The following is a 24,964-nucleotide window of genomic DNA, read 5'->3' as shown; positions in this document are numbered from 1 at the left end:
AACCCGGTTATTCGCCCGCGACGGCCGGTGTGTCGTCGCTCTCGGTCTCGGGCTCGGCCGGCACGACGAGCGGCCGGACCAGGGCCCAGGTGACGAACAGCGCGGAGACCACCAGCATGCCGATCCCGGCCCACAGGTTGATGTTGACGTCGGCCGCCTTCTTGATGTCGTCGTCGGAGGTGAAGCCGATGCCCATGACGGTGAGGATCACGCCGTAGACGCCGATCAGCAGGGCGATGATCAGCCGGATGTCGAAGGCGCCTGCCTTGTGTGCGCGCGGCTGCGACTCGGTAGCCATTCCGGTCTCCTAGAAGATGGCGTTCAGGGCGATGGTCAGGACGAGCACGATGCCCGCGAGCAGGCCCGGCTTGCGGTACCAGCCCGCGTTCTCGCCGGTCGAGTCGTGCTGGCGGGTTTCCTTCGGCGTGAGCGAGTAGACCAGGCCGACCAGCTCCTCGTCCGGCTTCGGCCGGGTCGCCAGGGAGACGACGACGCTCACCACGATGTCGACGACGAACGCGGTCCCCGCGGCGACGAAGCTGATGCCCTGGCCGGTCAGGCCCAGCACCCCGAGCTTCGACAGCGCCCAGACGGTGATCGCGGACGCGGTCCCGAGCACCAGGCCGCTCCAGCCGGCGTGCGGGGTCATCCGCTTCCAGAACATGCCGAGGATGAACGTGGCGAACAGCGGCGCGTTGAAGAACGAGAACAAGTCCTGCAGGTAGTCCAGGATGTTGCTGGACTGCGACGCGATGAACGCCGTGCCGATCGCGAGGATCGTGCCGGCCGACGTCACGATGCGGCCCAGGTTCAGGTAGTAGTGGTCCGGCTTGTCCTTCTTCACGTACGTCTGCCAGATGTCGTACGTGAACACGGTGTTGAACGAGCTCAGGTTCGCCGCCATGCCGGCCATGAACGAGGCCAGCAGACCGGCGATGGCGATGCCGAGCATGCCGTTCGGCAGCAGGTCGCGCATCAGCAGCAGGAGCGCATTGTTGAACGTGACGCCGCTTTCCGCGGTGCCGCCGTCCAGCAGGACCTGCTTGTCCTTCACGTACTCCGACACGGTGACGGCGGCGATCATGCCGGGGATGATCACGATGAACGGGACCAGCATCTTCGGGAACGCCCCGATGATCGGCGTGCGCCGCGCGGCCGACATGCTCTTCGACGCCATCGCGCGCTGGACCTCGACGAAGTTCGTCGTCCAGTAGCCGAACGAGAGCACGAACCCGAGGCCGAACACGATGCCGAGGATCGACAGGATGTTGTTGCCGAAGCCGGTCAGGTTGTCACCGGGCCACGAGTGCAGCTGTGCCGACCCGCCCGGGCTGTTGGTGACCTTCGAGACCAGGCCCTGCCAGCCGCCGACCTTGACCAGGCCGATGATCGTCAGCGGCACCAGCGCGATGACGATGACGAAGAACTGCAGGACTTCGTTGTAGATCGCGGCGGAGAGGCCGCCGAGCGCGGTGTAGGAGAGCACGATCGCGGCGGCGACGACGATCGACACCCACAGCGGCCAGCCGAGGAGCAGCTTGACGACGCTGGCCAGCAGGAAGAGGTTCGCGCCCGCGATCAGGATCTGGGCGGCGGCGAAGCTGATGCCGTTGACCAGGTGGGCCGGCTTGCCGAAGCGCCGCCGCATGAATTCGGGGACGCTGCGGACCTTCGAGCCGTAGTAGAAGGGCATCATCACGATGCCGAGGAACAGCATCGCCGGGATGGCGCCGATCCAGAAGTAGTGCACGGTCGGCAGGCCGTACTTGGCCCCGTTCGCCGACATGCCCATGACTTCGACCGCGCCGAGGTTCGCCGAGATGAACGCCAGGCCGGTGACCCAGGCGGGCAGCGAGCGGCCGGACAGGAAGAAGTCGAGGCTGCTCGACACCTGCCGCCGCGCCAGGTACCCGATGCCGAGCACGAGCACGAAGTAGAACGCCAATTCGATGTAGTCGATCGCACTCGCGTCGAGTCGCAGGTTCGCATCGGCTAGGACGAGCACCCGACCCACCTCCGGCAGCACTTTTTCAAACAGGACAGGATCCGACAGGAATCACCGCCACCCTGTCGGATCCGGACAGTACTGCATGGATTCAGGGTCGGCACGCTGACGCGTCCACAAAGGCCGGAGGGCGCGCCTCCCCCGGTCACCACCAGGGGAAACGCGCCCTCGTTCACGCGCCGCGGGAGCGGCTGGAATCACCGGTCGGTCGGTACCGCGATCTCGCCGTCCTCCTCGATCAGCTTGGCGAGCACGGCGTCGGGCAGGTAGGTCCGGTGCGGGAAGCCCGGACCCCAGGAATTGAGCAGCGGCACGGCACCGAGCTCGTCGGCACGCGGGTTGGCGAGCACGGAGTGCACGTCGTCGACCGACTTCGCCCAGCGGAACGCCTTGAGGCCCTGCTTGGCCTCGGGCGTGTACTTCTCCCGGGCGTGCCAGTCGTCGCCCTCGTAGGACTCGTCCCACAGGACGTGCCCGGTGTCCTTGAGCACCTCGGCCGCGGCCCGGACCGACGTGCCGTTCTCGTCGCCGGGGTTGGTTTCGGGCCACTCGTCACGCTTCTTGGCCGAGTCCCAGAGCCAGCGGGCCGCGTACTCGCTGCCGTTGAAGATCGACATGCACCGCGACCAGCCGAAGCCGACGCAGGCGCCTTCGTGGCCCTGGTCGTAGAACGCGTACCAGGCGTCGGTGTCCGGGGTGCCGCCCGGCTCGAGGCACACGCAGTGGCCGCCGCGGATGTGGCCGAGTTTCTTGACGCCGGCCTTCGCGATGAAGAATTCGCCGGACGTCTCGTCCTGTTCCGGCTGGTCGAACGCCGAGTACCAGTTGACGCCGATCACGACCGGCGACCGGGTGGGCCGGTCTTCGTCGGCCAGCGCGCCGAGCGGATACCTTTCCACGTGCCGCCAGTCGTCCGGAATGAACCGGCCCAGGCGCGGGTCGGCCGGATCGGAACCGAGTGGGCGATAACGCATGACTTCCTCCTCCGTGCAGGCGAAAATGCGCGCACGCCGGCCGGATGACATGCACACCACGAGCTCAAAGGCGGACTGAAACGTTGGCACGACGAAGAAAGACGGCCGAGCGCACCACCCTCCGGCCACGCCGGACGCACCGGCGGAACCCCTCGAATCGAGTGTCGCACGGCACCGGCGAATAAGATCCCGAACTCACCCGAACAGCGCACAAATGGCGATGAAAAGTATCTCTCCACTGCGCACCGACCTATCGGGTTAACGATTTCCTGGCGGAGCAACAATCAACGGATGAGATACGTCGATTTCGGCATCGATTCGGTATCGGCCCCGAGACCGCCCCTTCGGGCAGCCGGAAGGTCAATTTTTCAACGGGCCCCGGTCCGCCACCCGCCGGAAGCGCGGGACCCGGCCGGCCGGTGTCTCGACGGTCTCGGTGAACATCGGCGCCGGGCGGACCCACAGGCCCCGCTCGCCGTACAGCGCCCGGTACACCACCAGCTCTTCTTCGGTCTCGCTGTGCCGGGCCACTCCGAGCACCTCGTACTCGCCGCCCTTGTGGTGGACGTACCGGCCCGGCTCCACGTCGGACACCTCAGAACAGCCGGAACTCGTCGGACTCGATGCCGCGGAGCTCGTCGTAGTCCAGCGTCAAGCAGCGGATGCCGCGGTCCTCGGCCAGCGTTCGGGCCTGCGGCTTGATGATCTGAGCCGCGAAGACGCCCTGCACCGGCGCGAGGAGCGGGTCGCGGTTGAGCAGTTCCAGGTAGCGCGTCAGCTGCTCGACTCCGTCGATTTCGCCGCGGCGCTTGATCTCGACCGCCACCGAACGGCCGTCGGCGTCGCGGGCCATGATGTCGACCGGGCCGATCGCCGTGGGGAATTCGCGGCGGACCAGCGTGTAGCCGTCGCCGAGGGTCTTGATGTGCTCGGCCAGCAATTCCTGCAGGTGCGCTTCGACGCCGTCCTTCTGCAGGCCCGGTTCCGCGCCCAGGGCCTGGGAGTAGTCGTGGAAGACCTCCTCGATCGAGATCACCAGCTTCTCGCCCTGCTTGTTCTCGACGATCCAGAGCTTGCCGTCCTCGATCAGCCAGCAGGGCGGGCTCATCCAGTTCAACGGCTTGTACGCACGGTCGTCGGAGTGCACCGACACCGAGCCGTCGGACTTGACGAGCAACAGGCGGGTGGCCATCGGCAGGTGGGCGGTCAGCCGGCCGGCGTAGTCGACCTGGCACCGCGCGATCACGAGACGCACCCGAGGAGGGTAGGACAGGGTCGGTGATACTGGGTGCGTGGACCCCATTCAGCGTGTCGCGTCCCGCGAGGTGTACCGGAACAACTGGATGACGGTGCGGGAAGACGAGATCCGCCGCTCCGACGGCTCGCCGGGCATCTACGGCGTGATCGACAAGCCGGCGTACGCGCTGGTCATCGCCCAGGACGGCGACCGGTTCCGGCTGGTCGAGCAGTTCCGCTACCCGCTCGGCGAGCGGCGCTGGGAGTTCCCCCAGGGCACCGCGCCGGACCTGGCGGACGTGCCGCCGGCCGAGCTCGCCGCGCGGGAGCTGCGCGAGGAGACCGGGCTGAGCGCCGGCTCGATGGTCCCGCTCGGCAAGCTCGACGTCGCGGCCGGCATGAGCAGCCAGCGCGGCTGGGTGTTCCTCGCCACGGACCTCACCGAAGGCGAGCCGCAGCGCGAGCACGAGGAGCAGGACATGCGCAGCGCGTGGTTCGCCCGCGCGGACGTGGAAAAGATGATCCTCGCGGGCGACATCACCGACGCGCAGTCGATCGCCGCGTGGGCGCAGCTCATGCTGGCCGAGCGGCACCGGCCCTGAGCATCCCGCGGATCACCAGGTGGTGGAACGGCTTGATCAGCGCGAAGTAGGCCGGGCCGACGCGGTTGTGAAAGTGCACGATCGTGCCGAGCCGGAAGCCGCGCGGCACCGCTTCGACCGTCAGGTATCCGGTCAGGTGGCTGTCGTCCACGCCCGCCACCAGGTACCGCTCCGGATCGCCGGCCCGGACGGTGAAGAACGCGACCCGGTCGCCGGGCGCGAAGCCGACGTCCTCGGGCCGGAGCCGGCCGGTCCGCGGGACGGACGCGGTGTCGAGCCGCAACGCCTTCGCGAGCACGTACCGGACGCCGAACAGGACCTTCACCCAGGCCGGCGACCAGCCGAAGACGCCCGCGACGAACTCGCGCAGGCTGTTCTCGCTCTCGATCTCCTTGAACTCGACGTAATCGGCGCCGTCGGCGTATGGCTCGGTCATTTCCTTCTCCCCAGTACGAGTTCCAGTGCGTTCTTGAGCTGCCGGCCGGTCAGCGGCGGCACGACCTGCCCCGCCCCGACGACGACCAGGTACAGCGCCTGCGCGAGGCCGGCGTCGCCGCTGATCTCGGCCAGGTAGGCCACCCGGGCGGAGTCCACGCGCGCCTGGACCGCCCTGGCTTCGGCGTCCTGCAGGGCCCACGCCCGGACGGCGATCTCCAGCTCCGGCCCGGGTCCCGGCGCGAGGACGAGCCTCAGCAACGCGCTCAGCCGATCCCCCTCCGCCGCTTCGGCCTGCTCCACGAACCGCGTGGTGCGTTCGGCCTCGAAGTGCTCCAGCAATGCGGTGCGGTAGCCGCTCATGCCCTTGAAGTGGTGGTAGAAGGAGCCTTTCGACAGCCCGAGCCGCTCGGTGAGCCGCTCGATGGTCACCGAAGGCGCGCCCTGCTCCGCCAGCAGCACCAGTCCCGCGTCCAGCCAATCCCGTTTGCCCACCATGGCCGTACCATACCGTATGGTACGGTCCCTCGGCACGAAGAAACCCGGCCGGAGCCGGGAGGGTTCAGTCGGGCCAGGCGGGCTTGCGCTTCTCGAGGAACGCCGCCATGCCTTCGCGGGCGCCGGGCAGCTGGGACGCCGCCGCCATGACCTCCAGCGCGATCGCGTACGCGTCGGCCTCGGGCCGGTCGAGCTGGGCGTACAACGTCACCTTGCCCATCGATTTGCTGGCGCGGCTGCCGCGCGTGGCCCGCGACAGCAGGTCCCCGACGGCGTCGTCGAGATGATCGTCGGGCACCACCCGGTTGACCAGGCCCCAGTCGAGCGCGGTCGCCGCGTCGATGGCATCGCCCGTCAGCGCCAGCTCCATCAGCCGCTTGCGGCCGATCGAGCGCGCCACCGGGATCGCCGGCGTGTGGCAGAACCAGCCGCCCTTGCCACCCGGCAGCGCGAAGCCCGCCGACTCGGCGGCGACGGCCAGGTCACACGACGCCACGAGCTGACAGCCCGCCGCGGTGGCCAGGCCGTGCACCCGCGCGATGACCACCTGCGGGATCGACTGCATCGTCTTCATCAGGTCCGTGCACAACGTGAGCAGTTCGCGCACGCCCATCAGGTCGCGGGCGGCCACGTCGCCGAAGTCGTGCCCCGCGGAGAACACCGGGCCCGCGCCCGCCAGCACGATGCCGGTCGCATCGGACGTCCCCGCCGCGCGGAACGCGGCGAGCAGCTCGGCGAGGTGGTCCGCGGACAGCGAGTTGCGCCGCGCCGGCCGGTTCATGGTGATCGTGACGGTGTCGCCGTCCCGGCTCAGCTGGAGGTGCTCGTACATTCCCCGACCGTAGCCCCTCCGGACCGAAAGGTGCGCCGGTAACCGTCCGGGCCGACCCCGACCTCGGCGCGCATCCGCCGGCGCAGGTTGGCCGCCGTGCCCAGCCCCGATCGCTCGGCGACGCGCTCGACCGGCAGCGCCGTCGTCTCCAGCAGGCGCTGCGCGTACCGGACGCGCTGGACGCGCAGCCAGCGCCCCGGCGTGACGCCGGCGGCCGCCGCGAACTCGCGGTGGAACGTCCGCTCGCTCATCCGCGCGTGCCCGACCAGGTCCTCGACCCCGATCCCGGAGCCGAGGCGGGCCAGCGCCCAGTCCATTGTGGACGCCATGCCGGGCTGGGCCGCCGACGGCGGCAACGGGTTGTCGACGTACTGGCGCTGGCCGCCCTCGCGTGCCGGCGGCATCACCAGCCGGCGCGCCAGCCGGGCGGCGACGTCGGCACCGTGGTCGCGCCGGACCAGGTACAGGCAGAGGTCGAGGCCGCCGACGACGCCCGCGGACGTCAGGACCCCGCCGTCGTCGGTGTAGAGCACGTCACGCTGCAGATCCGCCCGCGGGGCGACGCGGGCGAGGGCGTCGAGGTCGCGCCAGTGCGTGGTCGCCGGGCGGCCGTCGAGCAGGCCGGCGGCGGCCAGCGTGAACGCGCCGGAGCACAGCCCGGCGACCGTGCGACCGTTTCGGTGGGCCCGCCGCAACGCCGTGACCGCCGACGCGGGCACCGGGGCAAGGGGGTCGTCGCGGCCCGGCGCCAGCACGAGGTCGCAGCCGTCGAGCCCGGCAAGGCCGTGCGTGGCCGCGACGTCCCCGAACGGCGACGCGGGTGTCCGCACCCGGCCCGGGCTGCACAGCCGGAGGGTGAACGGGCCGATCCCGCTGTCGGTCCGGTCCTGGCCCCAGACCTCGCCGATCACCGCGAGGTCGAACATCCGGGTGCCGGGCAGGAGGACGACGCCGATCGTGCGCATGGCAGAAAAGTACCGCATCGCGCGTCTTCTGCCACTCCCCTCGGGCATCTGAGACCCCCGAGACTCGACGGCATGACCGAAACGGCACTCATCCTGATCGACGTCCAGCGCGGGTTCGACGACCCGGAGTTCTGGGGCCCGCGCAACAACCCGGGCGCCGAAGCGAACATGAAGGCCCTGCTCGACGCGTGGCAGGAGCGGCGGCTCCCGGTGGTGCTCGTGCACCACGATTCGCCGAAGCCCGGTTCGCCGCTGCGGCCCGGTCAACCGGGCAACGACTTCAAGCCCGAACTCGACGGCGCGCGGCCGGACCTCGTCTTCGGCAAGCAGGTCAACTCGGCCTTCATCGGCGACGTCGACCTCGACGGGTGGTTGCGCAAGCGCGGCATCACCAGCTTCGTCCTGGCCGGCATCCAGACGAACTTCTGCTGCGAGACCACCGCGCGGATGGGCGGGAACCTCGGCTACGACGTCACTTTCGCCCTCGACGCCACGTTCACGTTCGACCTGCCGGGCGTGACCGCGGACGAGCTCTACCGCGTCACGGCGGCGAACCTGGCGAACCAGTTCGCCACCGTGAAGTCCACAAAGGAGATCCTGGCGGAACTCAGCTGAGGCCGTGCCGCTCCCGGATCAGGCTGACGATGCCGTCCATGATCCCGGTGAGCTCGTAGTCCTTGGGCGTGAACACCCGGGCGACGCCGCGTTCGGCCAGCAGCGCGGCGTCGTCCGGCGGGATGATGCCGCCGACGATCACCGGGACGTCACCCGCCCCCGCGGCACGCAGGCCGTCGACGACGTGCGGGACGACCTCGAGGTGTGAGCCGGAGAGCACGGAGAGCCCGACGACGTGCACGCCTTCCTGCACGGCGGCCGCGACGATCTGCTCGGGCGTCAGCCGGATGCCCTGGTAGACGACCTCGAAGCCGACGTCGCGCGCCCGGACGGCGACCTGCTCGGCGCCGTTGGAGTGCCCGTCGAGGCCCGGCTTGCCGACCAGGATGCGCAGCCGCTCGCCCAGCTCCGCCCCGGTTTCCCGGACCCGTGCGCGCACCCGTTCCAGCTCGGCGTCGCCCACGCCGGCGACCGCCGCGGCGGAAACCCCGGTGGGCGCCCGGTATTCACCGAACACCTCGCGCAGCGCGCCGGCCCACTCGCCGGTGGTCACGCCGGCCCGCGCACAGTCCACAGTGGCCTCGAAGAGGTTTTCCGTGGTCTGCGCGCGTTCCTTCAGCGTGGCCAGCGACCGTTCGACGGCGTCGTTGTCACGCTGGGCACGCCACTCTTCGATGGCGGTGACGGCGGACTTCTCGACGGCGGGGTCGATGGTCTCGATCGCCTTCGCGCCTTCGGCCTGCAGCGGCGACGGCTCGGTCGTGTCGAACTTGTTGACCCCGACCAGGACCCGTTCGCCGTTCTCCATCTCGCGGCGGTACTCGGCCAGCGAGGCGACCAGCTGCGACTTCATGTAGCCGCTCTCGACCGCGGCGACCGCGCCGCCGAGGTCCTGGACGCGGGCGATCTCCTCGCGGGCACCGGCCATGATCTCGTCGACCTTGGCCTGGATGACGTGCGAGCCGTCGAAGATGTCCTCGTACTCCAACAGGTCGGTCTCGAACGCGAGCACCTGCTGCATCCGCAGCGCCCACTGCTGGTCCCACGGCCGCGGCAGGCCGAGGGCTTCGTTCCACGCGGGCAGCTGGATCGCGCGGGCGCGGGCGCCGCGGGAGAGCGACACCGCGAGCATCTCAAGCACGATCCGCTGGACGTTGTTCTCCGGCTGGGCCTCGGTCAGCCCGAGCGAGTTGACCTGCACGCCGTAGCGCAGCCGCCGGGCCTTGGGATCCGTTACGCCGTACCGGTCCCGCGTCAGCTCGTCCCAGAGCGCGGTGAACGCGCGCATCTTGGACATCTCCTCGACGAACCGGACGCCGGCGTTGACGAAGAACGAGATCCGCGCGACGACCTTCGCCATGTCGGCCGCGTCGACCTGCCCCGAGTCGCGGACGGCGTCGAGCACGGCGATCGCGGTGCACAACGCGTACGCGACCTCCTGCGTCGGCGTCGCCCCGGCTTCCTGCAGGTGGTAGCTGCAGATGTTGATCGGGTTCCACTTGGGGACGTGGTGCACGGTCCAGGCGATCACGTCGGTGATCAGCCGCAGGCTCGGCCCCGGCGGGAAGATGTAGGTCCCGCGGGACAGGTACTCCTTGATGATGTCGTTCTGCGTGGTGCCGGTGAGCTTCGCGAGGACCTCGTCGACGTCCCGGCCCTCGGCCTCCGCCTGCTCGCGCGCCACGGAGACGTACAAGGCGAGCAGCCACATGGCGGGCGCGTTGATGGTCATCGACGTGTTCGCCTCGGCGAGCGGGATGCCGTCGAAGAGCCGCCGCATGTCGCCGATGTGCGACACCGGCACGCCGACCTTGCCGACCTCGCCGCGGGAGAGCTGGTGGTCCGGGTCGTAGCCGGTCTGGGTGGGCAGGTCGAAGGCCACCGAGAGGCCGGTCTGCCCCTTGGCGAGGTTGCGCCGGTAGAGCTCGTTCGACGCGGCCGCGGAGGAATGCCCCGCGTAGGTCCGCATCACCCACGGTCGGTCTCGTTCGCGGTCCGTTGGGTACGGCACTGGACACCTCCGGCGGTGGACGTTTCGTCCACTGTACCGACCGGTAACTTATGGTGGCAGTGCAATCGGACACGTCCGGGTGACGTCAGTCCTGCGCCCGCACGATCAGGGCACCCAGCCCGTCGACGTCCGGCACGTCGAACAGCTCGATCGGGGCCGGTTGACCCCGCTTCGCCATCGAGTAGCCGAGCAGGTTCACGGACGCGTCCCGCCTCGTGAGGGTGAGCCTGCCGCCGCCGTCCTGGTCGCGCCGGACGACCGGCGGCTCCAGCTCACTCAGGTACTCGTACGCGCGGGTGCGGCCCGAGACGCGGTCGGCCACCACGACCCGCTGGTCGGTCACCGCGTACACCTCGCGGCGCGTCGTCCGGAGCCGCCAGAGCACCGGCCCCCAGACGACGGCGAGCCCGGCGATCCCCAAGGTCACGGCCACCCCCGGGGCCGACAGCCCGATGGCGGCGGCGACGCCCGAGACCATGACCGAGCCGAAGACGATGCGGTACCACTCGAGACCCGTCGGGGCGATCCGCCGCGGCCGTCCCGACCACAACAGCCGCTCACCCGGTTCCAGGGCGATCAACGGTTCGTCCACGGCAGCCTCCTCTTTGCCGGGCTGACGCTCCGGGAGGCCGTGCGGGTTGCCCGATCAGGCGGCTGGGCTGTCCGCTTGCGGCGGGGCCTGGCGGGCCTTGGCCTCGTCGATCGCCTTGGTGAGCAGGTCGCGGACCCGCTTGGGCTCGCCGACGCCCATCAGCGTCACCGTCCCCGGCCCGAAGGCGAGGGTTCCGGTGCGGGACGGCCCCGCTTTGAGGACCGGCGCCGGCAGGCCGGCCAGCTCGCTGGAGCGTTCCTTCTGCCGGAACAGGCCCGAACGCGCTCGGACACGTCCGGGTGACGTCAGCCCTGGCCGGACTGTGCCCACGCGATCAGGTCGCGGACACGCCCGGCCTCCGGCACGGCGACCAGGCCCGTCACCATCAGAGCGAACGACGACCGAGTGGGCACCGAAGCGATACGCGAGAACCTGCCGAAGTCGACGGTTCCGCTGCCGTCCTGCCGGATCCGGGCGACCGGCGGCGGCAGCGTGCCGAGATACGCCGAGGCGCGAGTCCGTCCCGAGAAGCGATCGGCCAGCACGATCCGCCGGTCGGTCACGACGTACTCAACACCGCGCCGCGCCCGCAACCTGGCGACGACCGGCACCCAGGCGAACGCGACACCGCCCACCCCGACGGCCCATGCGAAGAGCGACAGCGGATTGTGCCTGGCCACCGGGACCACGATGGTCGCGATTCCCCAGAGCAGGCCGAATGCGAACTGGTACCAGTCGAACCGAGCGAGGATGAGACGCTGTGGCCGTCCCGACCACAGCAGTCGCTCACCCGGCAGCAGGACGTTCGTCGGCACATCCACAGTGACCTCCCCTTGCCGGGCTGACGCTCCGGAAGGCCTTGCGGTTGCCCGCCTCAGGCGGCCGGGCTGTCCGCTTCCGGCGGGGCCTGGCGGGCCTTGGCCTCGTCGATCGCCTTGGTGAGCAGGTCGCGGACCCGCTTGGGCTCGCCGACGCCCATCAGCGTCACCGTCCCCGGCCCGAAGGCGAGGGTTCCGGTGCGGGACGGCCCCGCTTTGAGGACCGGCGCCGGCAGGCCGGCCAGCTCGCTGGAGCGTTCCTTCTGCCGGAACAGGCCCGAGCGCGCGATGATCCGGCTGTCCGTCACCGCGTAGGTGGTGCGCCCGAGCGCGAGGTAGCGGACGGCCGACCGGCCGACCGCGCCGTAGAGGCCCAGCACCAGCGCGACCACCGTGATGACCATGGTGAGGCCGCTCGGCTGCTTCGTGAGCAGGAACCAGAGGGAAGCGGCGGCGAGGACGAGCCCGGCCGGGGCGACAACCCCGTCGGCGGCGACGTAGAGCGGGCGCTGGACCGGCTCCCCCGCCCAGAGCACGCGTTCACCGGGCAGAAGATCGATTTCGCCTGCTGACATGGCCGAACACTACTCTGCCGCGGCCGCTCCCGCCGAGTTCCGCGCGCGCCGCACGTGCTCGGGCACCCTCTGTGCGTGGTCGATCGCGCGGAGGAACTGGGGGACCGACTGTGCGACCGACTGTGTGACCGAAAACTGCGAGACCGGGCCGGTCCCGTCGGTTAGCGTGGGCAGCCGTGACGTGGAGTTCGTACGGGAGTTACCTGGTCATCGTGGTCCTGATCGTCCTCGCGCCGGGGCCGGACACGATGGTCATGCTCAAGAACGCGCTGTCCGGTGGATTCCGCGGCGGGCTGCTCGCGTCGCTGGGCATCTTCGCCGGCAACGCCGTCCAGGGCAGCGCCGCGGCGCTGGGGCTCGGCGTCCTCATCGCCCGGTCGCAGCCGGTGTTCCTCGCGCTCAAGTGGGCCGGCGCGGCCTACCTCGTCTTCCTCGGCGTCCAGGCGCTGCGCGGCGCGTTCCGCGGCAACTACCACGCCGTCGAAGAGGTCCAGCGCCGCCGGGGTGGCGGTTTCCGGCGGTTCCGCGAGGGCTTCCTCTCCAACACGACCAACCCGAAGGTGCTGGTGCTGTACCTGTCCGTGCTGCCGCAGTTCCTCGATCCGGCGCGCACCACGACGTGGGACGCGCTCGCGCTGGCCTACACCGTCGCCGTGCTCGGCGTGCTGTGGCTGCTGGTGCTCCTGGTGTTCGTGCACCGCGTGCGGGCGTGGCTGGAGCGCCGCCGGGTGCGCCGTGCGCTGGACGGCGTCACCGGCACCGCGCTGCTCGGCTTCGGCGCCGCCCTCGCCCTGGAGTCCTGATGACCTGGAGCACCTACGCGGGGTTCGCCGGGATGATGGCGTTCCTGGCGATGATGCCGGGCCCGGACACGATGGTCGTGCTGAAGAACGCCCTGACCGGCGGCCCGCGCGGCGGCGGCTGGGCGTGCGCGGGGATCACCGTCGCGAACTTCCTGCAGGGCACGGCGGCGGCGCTCGGCCTGGGCGCGGTGATCACCCGCTACCGCCCGGTGTTCGAAACGGTGAAGTGGCTCGGCGCCGCCTACCTCGTCTTCCTGGGCGTCCAGGCCCTCCGCGGCGCCTGGCGCGGGAACTACGAGGCCCTCGACGACGTCCGGCGGCCCCGTGCCTCCCGCGGACGGCGGTTCCGCGAAGGGTTCCTGTCCAACATCACCAACCCGAAGGTGATCGTGCTGTACCTGTCGGTGCTGCCGCAGTTCTTGACGCCGGGCGTGACGGACCAGGCCGACGCGCTGCTGCTGGCGTACACGGTCGCGGCCCTGGGCGTCGTGTGGCAGGTGGCGCTGCTGTTCTTCGTGCACCGGGTCCGTGGCTGGTTGCGGCAGCGGAAGGTGCGCCGGGCGATGGACGGCGCGACGGGCGCCGCGCTGGTGGGCTTCGGCGCGGCGCTCGCCCTCGAAGGCTAAAGCGTCCGGTCCAGCCAGTCGTAGATCCGGCCGGTCGCGAGCCGCTGGGCGCCGACGTGGCAGTGCGCGTCCGCGCCCTCCTCCGCCGTGAACGTCAGCAGCGTCTTGGGTGCCTTCAAGTGCGCGTACAGCCGCCGCGGCTCGGTCTCCCGCGAACCGCCGAAGAACAGGTCGTCCGCCGCTTCGCACACCAGGACCGGGCAGGTGATCTTCTCCGCCACGCCGTCTTCGAGCGTGTACTCCAGGTACTTCGCGACGAACTCGCGGTCGGTCGCCGCGCCCAGCACGTACCGGCCGTGATCGCACGCCCAGCGCAGGGTCGGGCTCGCCTGGCGGCCCGCGGCGAGCAGCGCGTCGAACTCCTCGTCGTGCGGCGCGCGGGCCCGGCGCACGATCTCCTCGCGCGGCCACGGCAGCATCGACGTCACCGCGGACCCCGCGTCGTACACGCCGTCCACCGCGACCACGGCGGCCAGACGAGGCTCGAACGCCGCCGCGCGCGGGGCCAGCTCGCCACCCAAGCTGATGCCCAGCAACGCGATCCGGGCCGGGTCGACCCCGTGGAGCCCCAGCGCGAAGTCCACCACCGGTGTCACCACGTGCTCCCAGTCCGGGCGGAACAGGAGCTTCTCGCGCCGGACCGCGCTCGGCTGGCCCGGGCCGTCGAACGTCAGGACGTGATAACCGTGCGAAGCACCCGCCGCCGCGCCCATGAAGTGGCACTCCTCGGCACTGCCGTCGAAACCGCTGTGCATGATCAGCAACGGCTTGGGGCCGTCGCCCGGCGCCCGGTAGAAGTAACCGTGCAGAACCGTGTCCTCGTAAGGGATCTCGACCGGCTCGGCCACACCCGCGCGGCGGAAGCACTCGACGCTGCGGTCGTACGCCGCCGCGATCCGCGGGTCCGCCGGGTCGCCGTGCAGGAAGAACTCCGAGGAGAAGTAGTACGTCGACGCGCGCAGCAACAGGTCGCGCGCGGTGACCGGCCCGGCGCCGGCCGCTTCGGCGTACAGCCGGTCGGCCAGCGCGCGGTAGGCGTCGTGCCAGCTGTCGTAGTCGCCCGGCGTCACCGTCGAGGCCGCCGCGACGACCTCGCCGAAGTCCGAGCCGCCGTAGGCCGCGTGGCCGAACAGGCGCAGGGTTTCGAACCAGAACTGCGGGTCCTCTTCGAACATCAGCTGCTTCACCGGATCTCCTCCTCGGCAAAAGTTTCGAACGAACGGGCCGGCCGGCCGGTGACCTGCTCGACCGCCGTGGTGACGCGGTCTTCGGCACCGCGGCGGATGTCCTCGTCGAGGGCGGCCAGCACGCGGGCGAACCCGGCGGGAACCCCCGACGCCGTCACGCGCTCGGCGAACTCGGCCGTGCTGACGGCGCGGTGCCGCACCGGGTGCCCGACGCGCGCGGCCACGATCGCGGCCGCTTCGGCGTAGCTCAAGGCAGCCGGTCCGGTCAGGACGTGTTCGGTGTTGTGCGGTACCGGATCGGTCAGCGCGCGGACGGCGACCGCCGCGATGTCGCCGGCGTCGACGAACGCGACCCGGGCGTCACCGGTGGCCGTGACGATCTCGCCGTCGCGCACCCCCTGGGCGATCAGGTGCTCGCCGGTGAAGTTCTGCATGAACCAGGACGGCTTCAGCACGGCCCACTCCGGCACCGCACGCACCAGCCGCTGCAGCTCACCCAGGCCGGGCGTGTCCGTCGTGACCGCCGACGAGCTGAGCAGGACGACCCGCCGGACACCCGCGGCCAGTGCGCCGGCCAGGAACGGCTCGACCAGCGCCGCGGGCGCGGCCTCGCCGATCGGGGCCAGCAGGTACACCGCGGAGACCCCGCGCAGCGCCTCGGCGTGGGACGGCCGGTCGGTCCAGTCGAACCGGACCTGCCCGGCCTCGCCTGGCTTCCGCGTGGCCGCCCGCGCCGTGAATCCCGCCTCACGCAGGCCCGCGACGACCCGGCGCCCGGTGGTACCGGTCCCGCCGAGGACTAGGACGTCAGCCACGGAACGCCGCCGTCAGCTCTTCGACGCCACCCAGGACCTCGGCGGCGGCCAGCGGGCTCCAGTAGTCGCGGTAGGTGCGGATTTCGCCGTCTTCGACGGTGATCACCGCGATGTAGGACAGCTCGTACGGCTTCTGCGTCGCCACCACCACCCCGGCGACGGTGAACTCGGCGATGACCACGGCCGGGTCGGTGGTTTCGTGCACGGTCTTCGCGGTGACCTCCCGGATGTCCAGCAGGTTCGGGTAGTCGCGCAGGTACTCGTGGATCGCGTCGCGGCCTTCGACGCGCTTCGGGTAACCGGGACCGGCGAACGGGAACTCGAGGACGCCGTCCTCGGCCCAGAGTCCGGCGAACCCGGCCATGTCGTGCTTGAGCAGCAGTTCGAGTGCGTGCTCGACGAAGTCGTGCATCGCAGCCTCCTTCAGCGGGTGGACGAAACGGTACCGTCCCGACGTTAGCAGAAGACAGGACGGGACCGTCTCGTCCACCCGCTAGACTGCGATCCATGGCACGCACCCCGACCGGCGCCGCGGTCCTCCAGCCCGAGGTCACGCAGGCGATCACCGACGCCGTCCTGAACGAACTCGCCGAGCAGGGCTACGGGCGCCTGTCGATGGAAGCGGTGGCCAAGCGGGCGGGCGTCGGCAAGAGCGCGCTGTACCGCCGCTGGCGGTCGAAGCACGAGATGATCACCGCGGTCGTAGCGGAGTTCAGCGTGACCCGCGCGGCCGACGTCGACACCGGCTCACTGCGCGGCGACCTGCGCGAAACCATGCAGGCCCTGATCGACTGGCTGACGCACCCGCTGTTCTCGCGCATCCTGCCGGACCTGGTCGCCGAGGGCGTGCGGAACCCCGAGACCGCGGAAAGCACGCGCACGAGCATCGGCGGCCCGCGGCGCGAGGTCGGCGAGGCGATGCTGCGCCGGGCCATCGCCCGCGGCGAACTGCCCGGCGACCTCGACCTGGAGATGGCACTGGACGTCCTGGCCGCGCCGATCTACTGGCGCCTGGTGGTCCGGCAGGCCGAAGCCGAGCCGGACTACCTGGACCGGCTGGTCGGGTACGCCCTGCGCGCGCTGGGCGCGCAGGGAGGGTGACCTACTTCCGTTCGGGCTCGCCGGCGACGCGCTTGATGTTCGCGCCCAGGCGGTTGAGGTTCTCGACGAAGTGCGGGTAGCCGCGGTCGATGTGGAAAACGTCCCAGACCTCGGTGACGCCGTCCGCGCACAGGCCGGCGAGCACCAGCCCCGCGCCCGCGCGGATGTCCGACGCCCAGACCGGCGCGCTCGACAGCCGTTCGACGCCGCGGACCACCGCGTGGTGGCCGTCCGTGCGGGCGTCGCCCGACAACCTGACCATCTCCTCGATGAAGCGGAACCGCGCCTCGTAGACGTTCTCCGTGATCATCGACGTGCCTTCCGACACCGCCGAAAGCGCCACCGCGAACGGCTGCAGGTCGGTCGCGAAGCCGGGGTACGGCAGCGTCACCCAGTCGACCGCCTTCGGGCGCTCCGGCTGGACCACGCGGAAACCCTTGTCCCCGAACGTTTCGACGTCCGCGCCGGCCAGCTGGAGCTTGTTCAGCACCAGGTCGAGGTGGTGCGGGTTGACCCCGCGCACGGTGATGTCGCCGCGGGTCATCGAGGCGGCGAACGCCCAGGTCGCGCCCACGATCCGGTCGCCGATCACGCTGTGCGTCGTCGGGTGCAGCTGCTCGACGCCGTGCACGGTCAGCGTGGACGTCCCGGCGCCTTCGATCTTCGCGCCCATCTCGATGAGCATCGTGCAGATGTCGACGATTTCCGGCTCGCGCGCGCAGTTGTCGATGACCGTGGTGCCCTCGGCCAGCACGGCCGCCATCAGGATGTTCTCGGTCGCCCCGACGCTCGGGAAGTCCAGCCAGATCTGCGCGCCGACCAGCGTCTCGGCCTTCGCGACGACGCAGCCGTGCTCGATCGTGCTCGTCGCGCCCAGCTTGCGCAGGCCGTTCTGGTGCATGTCCAGCGGGCGCGAGCCGATCGCGTCGCCGCCCGGCAGCGCCACGACGGCCTGCTTCAGCCGGCCGACCAGCGGCCCCAGCACGCAGACGGACGCGCGCAGCTTGCCCATCGCCGCCGAGTCCGCGCGGTGCGACAGCTCGGCCGGCGTCGTGATGGTGGCGGTGTCGCCCTCGATCACGACCTCGCAGCCGACGCTCCGCAGCACGTCGCCCATCAGCGGGACGTCGAGGATCTGCGGGCAGTTCGTGATGGTCGTGGTCCCCTCCGCGAGGAGGGCGGCGGCCATCAGCTTCAGCACGCTGTTCTTGGCGCCGACCACGTCGACCTCGCCGACCAGCCGGGCTCCGCCATGCACGTCGAAGTGCTCGCTCATGGCCGCCAATCATGCCCTCTCGCCCGGATTCGGCCCGGGCGGGGGCCGCTATGGTGGGTTCATGGTCGTTCGCATCAACCGCGTCTACACGAAGGTCGGCGACAGCGGCACGACCGCGCTCGGCGACGGGTCCCGCGTGCCGAAGACGTCCCCGCGGCTGGGGGCCTACGCGGACACGGACGAGACGAACTCGGTGCTCGGCCTGGCGATCGCGGTCGGCGGCCTGCCGGCCGAGGTGACGGACGTGCTGCGCACGGTCCAGAACGACCTGTTCGACGTCGGGGCCGACCTCTGCCTGCCGATCTCCGACGACCCGCCGTACCCCCCGCTGCGGATCACCGAGGAGTACGTCTCCCGGCTCGAGACCTGGTGCGACGAGTTCAACGAGCGGTTGCCGAAGCTGACGTCGTTCATCCTGCCGGGCGGCACGCCGGGGGCGGCGTTCCTGCACCAGGCGCGCACGGTGGCGCGCCGGGCCGAGCGGTCGGCCTGGGCCCTGCACGAGGCGGAGCCGGAGACGACGAACCCGGTGGCGGTGAAGTACCTGAACCGGCTGTCGGACCTGCTGTTCATCCTGGCGAGGCTGGCGAACCCCGACGGTGACGTCCTGTGGCAGCCGGGCGGGCAGCCCTAGATCCCCCAGCCTTCCCGCAGGGTCGCCAGCGCCTGGTGGAAGCCGGGGAACGTCTTCTTCACGCAATCCGGGTCGTCCAGCGTGATGCCGTCCGTGCGCAGGCCCGTGATGCTGAACGCCATCGCGATCCGGTGGTCGCGGCGGCACGACACCAGCGTGCCCGTCGGCTCACCCGGCTGGATCTCGATCCAGTCGCGGCCCGTCGCCACCTCGATGCCCATCGCGCGCAGGTTCTCCTCGCACGCGTCGAGCCGGTCGCACTCCTTGATGCGCGTGTTGTAGACGTCCTCGATGCGCACCGGGCCGGAGGCGAACGGCGCGATCGCCGCCAGGGTCGGGACCGTATCGGAGATGTCCCGCATGTTCACGGTGATCCCGCGCAGGCCGTCCGAGGGGCCCGCGACCGTCACCGAGTCCGGCGCCAGGTCGACGTGCGCGCCCATCTCCCGTAGCACGTCGGCGAAGCGCACGTCGCCCTGCAGGGCGTCCGACCCCAGGCCCGGGATGGTCACCGTGCGGCCGGTGAGCGCCGCCGCGGCCAGGAAGTAGCTCGCCGTCGACGCGTCCGGCTCCACCGGGTACTCGCACGCTTGGTACGGCTGCGCCGGGACCACGAACGTCTGCCCCTCGCGGCGGACGTCGACGCCGAAGCGGCGCATCATCTCCAGCGTGATCTCGACGTACGGCACCGACACGAGGTGGGTCACCGTGATCCGCAGGCCCTCCGCGGTCAGCGGCCCGACCAGCAGCAACGCCGTCAGGAACTGCGAGGACAACCCCGCGTCCAGGGTCAGTTCGCCGCCCTTGATGCCGTTCGCGCGGATCGTCAGCGGGTGGTGGCCCGGCTCGCCGCCGAACTCGAGGTCGACGCCCAGCTCCTGCAGGGCGTCGGTCAGCGGCCCGAGCGGGCGGCGGCGCATCTGGCCGGACGCGTCGAAGCGGAAGGTGCCGGTGCCGGCGGTGGCCAGCGCGGGCAGGAACCGGGCCGTCGTGGCGCCGTCCCGGCAGAAGACGTCGGCTTCGGCGACTCCCGGACCCGACGGCCGGCCCTCGATGGTCCACTCGCCCGGCTGCCGGTCGACGCGGTAACCGAGCTTGACCAGGCCCTCGGCGAAGCCCTCGGTGTCGTCCGAGTGCAGCGGACGACCGAGCACGGTGGTCCCGTGCGCGGCGGCGGCCAGGAACAGGCCACGGGCGGTGACGGACTTGGAGCCGGGGATCTCGACGAGAGTCACGTCGTGAGTCTACGGAGTGCCCGAAACCCGGAGCTCACGTGATCCGGCGCGTGACTCGCGTGATTGAGCGCGTCACTCGCGTGATTGAAGGCGTAACTCGCGTGATCGGGGGGACGACACGGCGGTCAGGAGGCGCGCGGGAGGCGTCGCCCGGGTGGGGCGGACTCGAGCCAGGAGAGGAAGCCGGTGAGAGCGCCCGGGCCCATCGCGATCTCGATCGCTTCCTGGGTCTCCGACTCGCAGCGCAGCACGATCGAGCCCTCGGGAACGGCGTAGGCCTCGGTGCCGGAGGGGTCGCGGCGGTCGGCGATCTGCATGCTTTCGCGCTGGAAGACGCGGTCCGCGCCAGTGCGCAGGCTCCACACCCGGTACCAGACGAACTCGTCGCCCTCGTAGCGGCCGAGCCCCAGGTGCCAGCTGGACCGGGGGTTGTCCGGACGCCACCGCAGCGCGACGCTCACGCCGCCACCGCGGCGCATCCGGATCCACCGCTGGCCGTACCAGGCGGCCAGCACGACGAGCACGATCAGGAGCCCCACTGCCACCACGGTGATCTGCACGGCCCGGCTCCTGCCCGTCTCGCGCTCAGACCGTCTGGCCCGCTGCGCGGAGCTGGGCCGAGGCCCTCGCCCGCTCGGTCTCGTCGTCCCCGGTCAGGGCCGCCTTCGCCGCTTCTACGTCGATCTCGTCCGAAAGCTCGGCGCTCTCGGCGAGGATGCTCACCCCGGTGCCGGTGACCGACAGGAAGCCGCCGTGCACCGCCGCGCACACCGTCTCGCCGTCGGTGGTCGTCACCTTGACCACGCCGCCCTCGACGAGCTGCCCGAGCACGGGTTCGTGACCAGCCATGACGCCGATCTCGCCCTCGGTGGTCTGGGCGACCACGAAGGTGGCGGTACCCGACCAGAGACGGCGCTCGACGGCCACCAGCTCCACGGACATCTCAGCCACGTAGCACTCCTTCGCTCGGGGTGTTACCACCGAGTGTAATAGGTCAGTCCTTGGTTACGAGAACGGCGGGGGCTCGGGTCCACATAGGACACCGCCCCCGCCGTTCCCCGGGAATCACTTCTTGGTGATTTCCTTGTACTTCTTTTCGAGGTCCTCGAGGCCACCGATACCCAGGAACGCCTGCTCCGGGTAGTGGTCGAAGTCACCCTTGGTGATGCGGTCGAACGACTCGATGGTCTCCGACAGCGGCACCGTCGAGCCCGGGATCTGCGTGAACGCCTCGGCGACCAGCATGTTCTGCGACAGGAACCGCTCGATGCGGCGCGCGCGCTGAACGGTCAGCTTGTCCTCTTCCGACAGCTCGTCCATACCGAGGATCGCGATGATGTCCTGCAGTTCCTTGTACTTCTGCAGGATCCGGATGACCTCGGACGCGACGCGGTAGTGGTCCTCGCCGACGATGGCCGGGTCGAGGATCGTCGACGTCGACGCCAGCGGGTCCACCGCCGGGAAGATGCCCTTCTGGAAGACACCACGCGAGAGCTCGGTGGTGGCGTCCAGGTGAGCGAACGTCGCGGCCGGGGCCGGGTCGGTGTAGTCGTCCGCGGGGACGTAGATCGCCTGCATCGAGGTGATCGAACGGCCTCGGGTCGAGGTGATCCGCTCCTGCAGCTGACCCATCTCGTCGGCCAGCGTCGGCTGGTAACCCACGGCCGAAGGCATGCGGCCCAGCAGGGTCGACACCTCGGAACCGGCCTGGGTGAACCGGAAGATGTTGTCGATGAACAGCAGCACGTCCTGGTTCTGGACGTCGCGGAAGTACTCCGCCATGGTCAGCGCGGACAGCGCGACCCGCATGCGGGTGCCCGGCGGCTCGTCCATCTGGCCGAAGATGAGGGCGGTGTCGTTGATGACGCCGTCCTCGGACATCTCCAGGAAGAGGTCGTTGCCCTCACGGGTGCGCTCGCCGACGCCGGCGAACACCGAGGTACCACCGAAGTTCCGGGCGACGCGGGTGATCATCTCCTTGATGAGCACCGTCTTGCCGACGCCGGCGCCGCCGAACAGGCCGATCTTGCCACCCTGGACGTACGGGGTGAGCAGGTCGACGACCTTGAGGCCGGTCTCCAGCATCTCGGTCTTGCCCTCGAGCTGGTCGAACGACGGCGCGTTGCGGTGGATGCCCCACCGCTCGAGGTCGTCGCCGTAGCCGGGCTCGTCGAGGCACTCGCCGAGGGCGTTGTAGACGTGGCCCTTGACCTTGTCGCCGACCGGGACCGTGATCGGGCCGCCGGTGTCGGTGACCTCGGCGCCGCGCACCAGGCCGTCCTGCGGCTGCAGGGAGATGGTGCGGACGAGGTTGTCGCCCAGGTGGCTGGCGACCTCGAGGGTCACCGTCTTGCGCAGCTGCTCGAACTCGATCTCGACCTTGAGCGCGTTGAACTGGTCGGGCACGGAACCGCGCGGGAACTCGACGTCGACGACCGGACCGGTCACCGACACGATGCGCCCCTTGGCGCGCGGGGCTTCAGTACTGGTCATCAATCATCACTTCCTGCTGCGGTGAGCGCGTTCGCGCCACCGACGATTTCGGAGATCTCCTGGGTGATCTGCGCCTGGCGGGCCTGGTTCATCTCCCGCGTCAGGTTGCCCACCAGGTCGTTCGCGTTGTCCGACGCGGCCTTCATCGCCGTCCGGCGGGCGGCCAGCTCGGACGCCGCGGATTCGAGGAAGGCGGCGTAGAGACGCGTGTTGATGTACTTCGGCAGGAGCGCGTCCAGCAGCTTGTCGGCACTCGGCTCGAACTCGTAGCTGGGGAGCAGCCCGGCGGGCTTCTCCTCACCCTCGGAGTACTCGACCTCGAGCGGCGCGACGCGCTTGGCGATCGGGCGCTGCGTCAGCATCGACACGAACTCGGTGTAGACGATGTGGATCTCGTCGACACCCGCGATGCCGTCGGTGTTGCCGTGCTCGTCGTCGACGCCGGCCATGAACGACTGGACCAGGGCCTCACCGGCCGCCACCGCGCCGGCGTAGGTCGGCTGGTCGGAGAAGCCCGTCCAGCTGTCCTCGACCGGGCGGTTGCGGAACCGGTAGTAGTTCAGGCCCTTGTTGCCCGTGACGTAGACCTGCGGTTCCTTGCCCTCGGAACGCAGGAGGGCGAGCAGCTCTTCGGTCGCGCGCAGCACGTTGGAGTTGTAGCCACCGCACTGGCCCTTGTCACTGGTCACGACCAGGACAGCGGCCCGCTTCGGGTTCGGGCGCTCGACCAGCATGGGGTGGTCGAGGTTGGCCGCCGCACCGGCCAGCGCCGAGAGCACCTTGGTGATCTCGTCCGCGTACGGCCGGGAGGCGGCGACCTTCGCCCGCGCCTTGGTGATGCGCGCGGTGGCGATGAGCTCCATCGCCTTGGTGATCTTGCCGATCGACTTGGTCGCCTTGATGCGCGACCGGAGTTCCCGGAGTTGTGCGGCCATGAGCTATCAGCTCACTTCTTCGGGGCGGGCTTGTTGACCTTGACGGTCTCGTGCCCGACCTTGTCGGCGTCCATCGCGTCGGCGTCCGCCTCGACCAGGGACTTGCCCTCGGAGGTGGTGAACTCCTTCTTGAACTCGTTCACCGCCGCGACCAGCTTGTCGGCGGTCTCGTCCTCGAACTTCCCGGAGTCGCGGATCGCGCCCAGGATGTCGTCGTGCTTGCGGCGAGCCGAGTCGAGGAACTCGTGGTTGAAGCGGCGGACGTCCTCGGTCGGGACCGAGTCGTAGTGGCCGTTCGTGCCCAGCCACACCGTGCAGACCTGCTCCTCGACCGGGATCGGCGAGTACTGCGGCTGCTTGAGCACCTCGTACAGGCGGGCACCGCGCTCGAGCTGCGCCTTCGACGCGTCGTCGAGGTCCGAGGCGAAGGCCGCGAAGGCCTCCAGCTCGCGGTACTGCGACAGGTCGATCCGGAGCGAACCGGAGACCGACTTCATCGCCTTGACCTGCGCGGCACCACCCACGCGGGACACCGAGATACCCACGTCGATGGCCGGGCGCTGGCCGGCGTTGAACAGGTCCGACTGGAAGAAGCACTGGCCGTCGGTGATCGAGATGACGTTGGTCGGGATGTAGGCCGACACGTCGTTCGCCTTGGTCTCGATGATCGGGAGACCGGTCAGCGAGCCGGCGCCCAGCTCGTCCGACAGCTTCGCGCACCGCTCCAGCAGGCGGGAGTGCAAGTAGAAGACGTCGCCGGGGAACGCCTCGCGGCCCGGCGGGCGGCGCAGCAGCAGCGAGATCGCGCGGTACGCGTCGGCCTGCTTGGTCAGGTCGTCGAACACGATGAGGACGTGCTTGCCCTCGTACATCCAGTGCTGGCCGATGGCCGAGCCGGTGTACGGCGCGATCCACTTGAAGCCGGCGGAGTCCGAAGCCGGGGCCGCGACGATGGTGGTGTACTCCATCGCGCCCGAGTCCTCGAGGGACTTCTTGACCGCGGCGATCGTGGAGCCCTTCTGGCCGATCGCGACGTAGATGCAGCGGACCTGCTTCTGCGGGTCGCCGGTCTCCCAGTTGGCCTTCTGGTTGATGATCGTGTCCACGGCGACGGCGGTCTTGCCCGTCTTGCGGTCACCGATGATCAGCTGGCGCTGGCCGCGCCCGATCGGGGTCATCGCGTCGATGGCGGTGATGCCGGTCTGCAGCGGCTCCGACACCGGCTGGCGCTCGACCACCGAAGCGGCCTTGAGCTCCAGCGCGCGGCGGTCGGTGGTCTCGATGTCGCCGAGGCCGTCGATCGCCTGGCCCAGCGGGTTGACGACGCGGCCGAGGTAGCCGTCGCCGACCGGCACCGACAGGACCTGGCCGGTGCGCTTGACCTGCTGGCCCTCGACGATGGTCTCGAAGTCACCGAGGATCGCGGCACCGATGGAGCGCGCGTCCAGGTTCAGGGCGACGCCCAGGACGCCGCCGGGGAACTCGAGCAGCTCGTTGGCCATGGCCGAGGGGAGGCCCTCGACGTGGGCGATGCCGTCACCCGCGTCGATCACGACGCCAACTTCTTCCCGGCTCACGTCCGGGGCGTAACTCGAGACGTAGTTCTCGATCGCGCTACGGATCTCATCCGAGGAGATCGTCAGCTCGGCCATGTCTTTCCCGCTCTCGCTTCGTTCTTGCCAGTATGCAAAGTCTTGTGTG

The 24,964-nt window shown here is 70.2% G+C and carries 30 protein-coding genes; 6 read left to right on the top strand and 24 right to left on the bottom strand.

Annotated elements, in window-relative coordinates; translation table 11 throughout:
* Positions 1 to 7: 7 nt before the first annotated feature.
* The 5 genes from ACFVYA_RS16335 to nucS all read right to left on the bottom strand — a co-directional run bounded on the left by ACFVYA_RS16335 (position 8) and on the right by nucS (position 4,234).
* The gene (locus ACFVYA_RS16335) at positions 8 to 298 is read right to left on the bottom strand and encodes a hypothetical protein (protein ID WP_285985892.1); all 291 of its coding nucleotides are present in this window, start codon (positions 296 to 298) and stop codon (positions 8 to 10) included.
* A gap of 9 nt (positions 299 to 307) precedes the next feature.
* The gene (locus ACFVYA_RS16330; protein WP_387045734.1) at positions 308 to 2,005 is read right to left on the bottom strand and encodes a sodium:solute symporter family protein; all 1,698 of its coding nucleotides are present in this window, start codon (positions 2,003 to 2,005) and stop codon (positions 308 to 310) included.
* 197 nt (positions 2,006 to 2,202) lie between these two features.
* Entirely contained in the window at positions 2,203 to 2,979 is a 777-nt protein-coding gene (locus tag ACFVYA_RS16325) for a hypothetical protein (protein WP_387045731.1), read from the bottom strand.
* 360 nt (positions 2,980 to 3,339) lie between these two features.
* Positions 3,340 to 3,564, bottom strand: coding sequence for a DUF1653 domain-containing protein (locus ACFVYA_RS16320; protein WP_285985895.1), 225 nt, complete (start codon positions 3,562 to 3,564; stop codon positions 3,340 to 3,342).
* A 10-nt stretch (positions 3,565 to 3,574) separates the two neighbouring features.
* Positions 3,575 to 4,234, bottom strand: coding sequence for an endonuclease NucS (gene nucS / locus ACFVYA_RS16315; protein WP_285985896.1), 660 nt, complete (start codon positions 4,232 to 4,234; stop codon positions 3,575 to 3,577).
* Positions 4,235 to 4,271: 37 nt separating this feature from the next.
* Between nucS and ACFVYA_RS16310 the strand changes: the two genes are divergently transcribed.
* Positions 4,272 to 4,817, top strand: coding sequence for an NUDIX domain-containing protein (locus ACFVYA_RS16310; RefSeq protein WP_387045729.1), 546 nt, complete (start codon positions 4,272 to 4,274; stop codon positions 4,815 to 4,817).
* On the opposite strand, the gene ACFVYA_RS16305 is transcribed toward ACFVYA_RS16310, so the two are convergent.
* The 4 genes from ACFVYA_RS16305 to ACFVYA_RS16290 form a co-directional block, all read right to left on the bottom strand.
* On the bottom strand, positions 4,789 to 5,253 hold the full coding sequence (locus ACFVYA_RS16305) for a DUF2867 domain-containing protein (protein ID WP_387045728.1): 465 nt from the start codon (positions 5,251 to 5,253) through the stop codon (positions 4,789 to 4,791). The two genes, ACFVYA_RS16310 and ACFVYA_RS16305, sit on opposite strands and share 29 nt — an antisense overlap.
* Entirely contained in the window at positions 5,250 to 5,750 is a 501-nt protein-coding gene (locus ACFVYA_RS16300; protein WP_387045725.1) for a TetR/AcrR family transcriptional regulator, read from the bottom strand. The genes ACFVYA_RS16305 and ACFVYA_RS16300 overlap by 4 nt, the downstream gene beginning before the upstream one ends.
* A 64-nt stretch (positions 5,751 to 5,814) precedes the next feature.
* The gene (locus tag ACFVYA_RS16295) at positions 5,815 to 6,582 is read right to left on the bottom strand and encodes an enoyl-CoA hydratase-related protein (protein ID WP_387045723.1); all 768 of its coding nucleotides are present in this window, start codon (positions 6,580 to 6,582) and stop codon (positions 5,815 to 5,817) included.
* The gene (locus ACFVYA_RS16290) at positions 6,561 to 7,547 is read right to left on the bottom strand and encodes a GlxA family transcriptional regulator (RefSeq protein WP_387045722.1); all 987 of its coding nucleotides are present in this window, start codon (positions 7,545 to 7,547) and stop codon (positions 6,561 to 6,563) included. Before ACFVYA_RS16290 ends, ACFVYA_RS16295 begins: the two co-directional genes overlap by 22 nt.
* 72 nt (positions 7,548 to 7,619) lie before the next feature.
* Here ACFVYA_RS16290 and ACFVYA_RS16285 point away from each other — a divergent pair, with 72 nt between their 5' ends.
* Positions 7,620 to 8,162, top strand: a complete 543-nt coding sequence (locus tag ACFVYA_RS16285; RefSeq protein ID WP_387045719.1) for a cysteine hydrolase family protein — start codon at positions 7,620 to 7,622, stop codon at positions 8,160 to 8,162.
* On the opposite strand, the gene ACFVYA_RS16280 is transcribed toward ACFVYA_RS16285, so the two are convergent.
* The 5 genes from ACFVYA_RS16280 to ACFVYA_RS16260 all read right to left on the bottom strand — a co-directional run bounded on the left by ACFVYA_RS16280 (position 8,155) and on the right by ACFVYA_RS16260 (position 12,158).
* The gene (locus ACFVYA_RS16280) at positions 8,155 to 10,173 is read right to left on the bottom strand and encodes a protein meaA (RefSeq protein ID WP_285985903.1); all 2,019 of its coding nucleotides are present in this window, start codon (positions 10,171 to 10,173) and stop codon (positions 8,155 to 8,157) included. The genes ACFVYA_RS16285 and ACFVYA_RS16280 overlap by 8 nt on opposite strands.
* 85 nt (positions 10,174 to 10,258) lie before the next feature.
* On the bottom strand, positions 10,259 to 10,765 hold the full coding sequence (locus tag ACFVYA_RS16275; RefSeq protein ID WP_387045717.1) for a hypothetical protein: 507 nt from the start codon (positions 10,763 to 10,765) through the stop codon (positions 10,259 to 10,261).
* A gap of 54 nt (positions 10,766 to 10,819) precedes the next feature.
* Positions 10,820 to 11,095, bottom strand: coding sequence for a hypothetical protein (locus ACFVYA_RS16270; RefSeq protein ID WP_387045714.1), 276 nt, complete (start codon positions 11,093 to 11,095; stop codon positions 10,820 to 10,822).
* Positions 11,071 to 11,586, bottom strand: a complete 516-nt coding sequence (locus tag ACFVYA_RS16265) for a hypothetical protein (protein ID WP_387045711.1) — start codon at positions 11,584 to 11,586, stop codon at positions 11,071 to 11,073. The genes ACFVYA_RS16270 and ACFVYA_RS16265 overlap by 25 nt, the downstream gene beginning before the upstream one ends.
* Positions 11,587 to 11,639: 53 nt before the next feature.
* On the bottom strand, positions 11,640 to 12,158 hold the full coding sequence (locus tag ACFVYA_RS16260; protein WP_387045709.1) for a PH domain-containing protein: 519 nt from the start codon (positions 12,156 to 12,158) through the stop codon (positions 11,640 to 11,642).
* Positions 12,159 to 12,334: 176 nt separating this feature from the next.
* Between ACFVYA_RS16260 and ACFVYA_RS16255 the strand changes: the two genes are divergently transcribed.
* Both ACFVYA_RS16255 and ACFVYA_RS16250 read left to right on the top strand, forming a co-directional pair.
* The gene (locus tag ACFVYA_RS16255) at positions 12,335 to 12,961 is read left to right on the top strand and encodes a LysE family translocator (RefSeq protein WP_387045707.1); all 627 of its coding nucleotides are present in this window, start codon (positions 12,335 to 12,337) and stop codon (positions 12,959 to 12,961) included.
* Entirely contained in the window at positions 12,961 to 13,587 is a 627-nt protein-coding gene (locus tag ACFVYA_RS16250; protein WP_387045705.1) for a LysE family translocator, read from the top strand. Before ACFVYA_RS16255 ends, ACFVYA_RS16250 begins: the two co-directional genes overlap by 1 nt.
* Here the strand turns inward: ACFVYA_RS16250 and ACFVYA_RS16245 are convergent.
* Genes ACFVYA_RS16245 through ACFVYA_RS16235 form a run of 3 tightly spaced genes read right to left on the bottom strand, consistent with a single transcriptional unit; the run spans position 13,584 to position 16,001 of the window.
* Complete coding sequence (locus ACFVYA_RS16245; RefSeq protein ID WP_387045702.1) at positions 13,584 to 14,774, bottom strand: alpha/beta hydrolase family protein; 1,191 nt, start codon at positions 14,772 to 14,774, stop codon at positions 13,584 to 13,586. The genes ACFVYA_RS16250 and ACFVYA_RS16245 overlap by 4 nt on opposite strands.
* Positions 14,771 to 15,589 (bottom strand): NAD(P)H-binding protein, encoded by an 819-nt coding sequence (locus tag ACFVYA_RS16240; RefSeq protein WP_387045701.1) that lies wholly within the window; start codon positions 15,587 to 15,589, stop codon positions 14,771 to 14,773. The genes ACFVYA_RS16245 and ACFVYA_RS16240 overlap by 4 nt, the downstream gene beginning before the upstream one ends.
* Entirely contained in the window at positions 15,582 to 16,001 is a 420-nt protein-coding gene (locus ACFVYA_RS16235) for a nuclear transport factor 2 family protein (protein ID WP_387045699.1), read from the bottom strand. The genes ACFVYA_RS16240 and ACFVYA_RS16235 overlap by 8 nt, the downstream gene beginning before the upstream one ends.
* A 95-nt stretch (positions 16,002 to 16,096) precedes the next feature.
* Here ACFVYA_RS16235 and ACFVYA_RS16230 point away from each other — a divergent pair, with 95 nt between their 5' ends.
* Positions 16,097 to 16,690 (top strand): TetR/AcrR family transcriptional regulator, encoded by a 594-nt coding sequence (locus tag ACFVYA_RS16230; RefSeq protein ID WP_387045697.1) that lies wholly within the window; start codon positions 16,097 to 16,099, stop codon positions 16,688 to 16,690.
* A 1-nt stretch (position 16,691) separates the two neighbouring features.
* Here ACFVYA_RS16230 and murA read toward each other — a convergent pair whose 3' ends face one another.
* Positions 16,692 to 17,966 (bottom strand): UDP-N-acetylglucosamine 1-carboxyvinyltransferase, encoded by a 1,275-nt coding sequence (gene murA, locus ACFVYA_RS16225; RefSeq protein ID WP_387045696.1) that lies wholly within the window; start codon positions 17,964 to 17,966, stop codon positions 16,692 to 16,694.
* Between the two features lie 61 nt (positions 17,967 to 18,027).
* Between murA and ACFVYA_RS16220 the strand changes: the two genes are divergently transcribed.
* Positions 18,028 to 18,600 carry a cob(I)yrinic acid a,c-diamide adenosyltransferase gene (locus ACFVYA_RS16220; RefSeq protein WP_387045693.1) on the top strand — a complete coding sequence of 191 codons (573 nt, stop codon included), beginning with the start codon at positions 18,028 to 18,030 and terminating at the stop codon, positions 18,598 to 18,600.
* Here the strand turns inward: ACFVYA_RS16220 and aroA are convergent.
* The 6 genes from aroA to atpA all read right to left on the bottom strand — a co-directional run bounded on the left by aroA (position 18,597) and on the right by atpA (position 24,915).
* Positions 18,597 to 19,835: a 3-phosphoshikimate 1-carboxyvinyltransferase gene (aroA, locus tag ACFVYA_RS16215; RefSeq protein ID WP_387045692.1), complete on the bottom strand. Its 1,239-nt coding sequence runs from the start codon at positions 19,833 to 19,835 to the stop codon at positions 18,597 to 18,599. The two genes, ACFVYA_RS16220 and aroA, sit on opposite strands and share 4 nt — an antisense overlap.
* Before the next feature lie 125 nt (positions 19,836 to 19,960).
* Entirely contained in the window at positions 19,961 to 20,395 is a 435-nt protein-coding gene (locus ACFVYA_RS16210) for a DUF2550 domain-containing protein (RefSeq protein WP_285985915.1), read from the bottom strand.
* Between the two features lie 25 nt (positions 20,396 to 20,420).
* Entirely contained in the window at positions 20,421 to 20,786 is a 366-nt protein-coding gene (locus ACFVYA_RS16205) for a F0F1 ATP synthase subunit epsilon (RefSeq protein ID WP_285985916.1), read from the bottom strand.
* Positions 20,787 to 20,900: 114 nt separating this feature from the next.
* The gene (gene atpD, locus ACFVYA_RS16200) at positions 20,901 to 22,328 is read right to left on the bottom strand and encodes a F0F1 ATP synthase subunit beta (protein WP_387045689.1); all 1,428 of its coding nucleotides are present in this window, start codon (positions 22,326 to 22,328) and stop codon (positions 20,901 to 20,903) included.
* Positions 22,328 to 23,263 (bottom strand): F0F1 ATP synthase subunit gamma, encoded by a 936-nt coding sequence (locus tag ACFVYA_RS16195; protein ID WP_285985918.1) that lies wholly within the window; start codon positions 23,261 to 23,263, stop codon positions 22,328 to 22,330. The genes atpD and ACFVYA_RS16195 overlap by 1 nt, the downstream gene beginning before the upstream one ends.
* 11 nt (positions 23,264 to 23,274) lie before the next feature.
* Positions 23,275 to 24,915: a F0F1 ATP synthase subunit alpha gene (atpA, locus tag ACFVYA_RS16190; protein WP_387045688.1), complete on the bottom strand. Its 1,641-nt coding sequence runs from the start codon at positions 24,913 to 24,915 to the stop codon at positions 23,275 to 23,277.
* Positions 24,916 to 24,964: the final 49 nt, after the last annotated feature.

Source organism: Amycolatopsis sp. NPDC058278 (genome assembly GCF_042881395.1).
Lineage (GTDB): Bacteria > Actinomycetota > Actinomycetes > Mycobacteriales > Pseudonocardiaceae > Amycolatopsis.
Note: the sequence above shows the minus strand (reverse complement) of the source record. Positions and strands in the feature narration are given on the sequence as shown.

Bases quoted from the DNA above. Each gene is read 5' to 3' on its own strand.
- ACFVYA_RS16260 (WP_387045709.1), bottom strand. From the start codon at position 12,158: ATGTCAGCAGGCGAAATCGATCTTCTGCCCGGTGAACGCGTGCTCTGG.
- ACFVYA_RS16295 (WP_387045723.1), bottom strand. From the start codon at position 6,582: ATGTACGAGCACCTCCAGCTGAGCCGGGACGGCGACACCGTCACGATC.
- ACFVYA_RS16300 (WP_387045725.1), bottom strand. From the start codon at position 5,750: ATGGTGGGCAAACGGGATTGGCTGGACGCGGGACTGGTGCTGCTGGCG.
- ACFVYA_RS16305 (WP_387045728.1), bottom strand. From the start codon at position 5,253: ATGACCGAGCCATACGCCGACGGCGCCGATTACGTCGAGTTCAAGGAG.
- ACFVYA_RS16250 (WP_387045705.1), top strand. From the start codon at position 12,961: ATGACCTGGAGCACCTACGCGGGGTTCGCCGGGATGATGGCGTTCCTG.
- ACFVYA_RS16220 (WP_387045693.1), top strand. From the start codon at position 18,028: ATGGTCGTTCGCATCAACCGCGTCTACACGAAGGTCGGCGACAGCGGC.
- ACFVYA_RS16230 (WP_387045697.1), top strand. From the start codon at position 16,097: ATGGCACGCACCCCGACCGGCGCCGCGGTCCTCCAGCCCGAGGTCACG.
- ACFVYA_RS16325 (WP_387045731.1), bottom strand. From the start codon at position 2,979: ATGCGTTATCGCCCACTCGGTTCCGATCCGGCCGACCCGCGCCTGGGC.
- murA (WP_387045696.1), bottom strand. From the start codon at position 17,966: ATGAGCGAGCACTTCGACGTGCATGGCGGAGCCCGGCTGGTCGGCGAG.
- ACFVYA_RS16290 (WP_387045722.1), bottom strand. From the start codon at position 7,547: ATGCGCACGATCGGCGTCGTCCTCCTGCCCGGCACCCGGATGTTCGAC.
- ACFVYA_RS16285 (WP_387045719.1), top strand. From the start codon at position 7,620: ATGACCGAAACGGCACTCATCCTGATCGACGTCCAGCGCGGGTTCGAC.
- ACFVYA_RS16235 (WP_387045699.1), bottom strand. From the start codon at position 16,001: ATGCACGACTTCGTCGAGCACGCACTCGAACTGCTGCTCAAGCACGAC.
- atpA (WP_387045688.1), bottom strand. From the start codon at position 24,915: ATGGCCGAGCTGACGATCTCCTCGGATGAGATCCGTAGCGCGATCGAG.
- atpD (WP_387045689.1), bottom strand. From the start codon at position 22,328: ATGACCAGTACTGAAGCCCCGCGCGCCAAGGGGCGCATCGTGTCGGTG.
- ACFVYA_RS16195 (WP_285985918.1), bottom strand. From the start codon at position 23,263: ATGGCCGCACAACTCCGGGAACTCCGGTCGCGCATCAAGGCGACCAAG.
- ACFVYA_RS16335 (WP_285985892.1), bottom strand. From the start codon at position 298: ATGGCTACCGAGTCGCAGCCGCGCGCACACAAGGCAGGCGCCTTCGAC.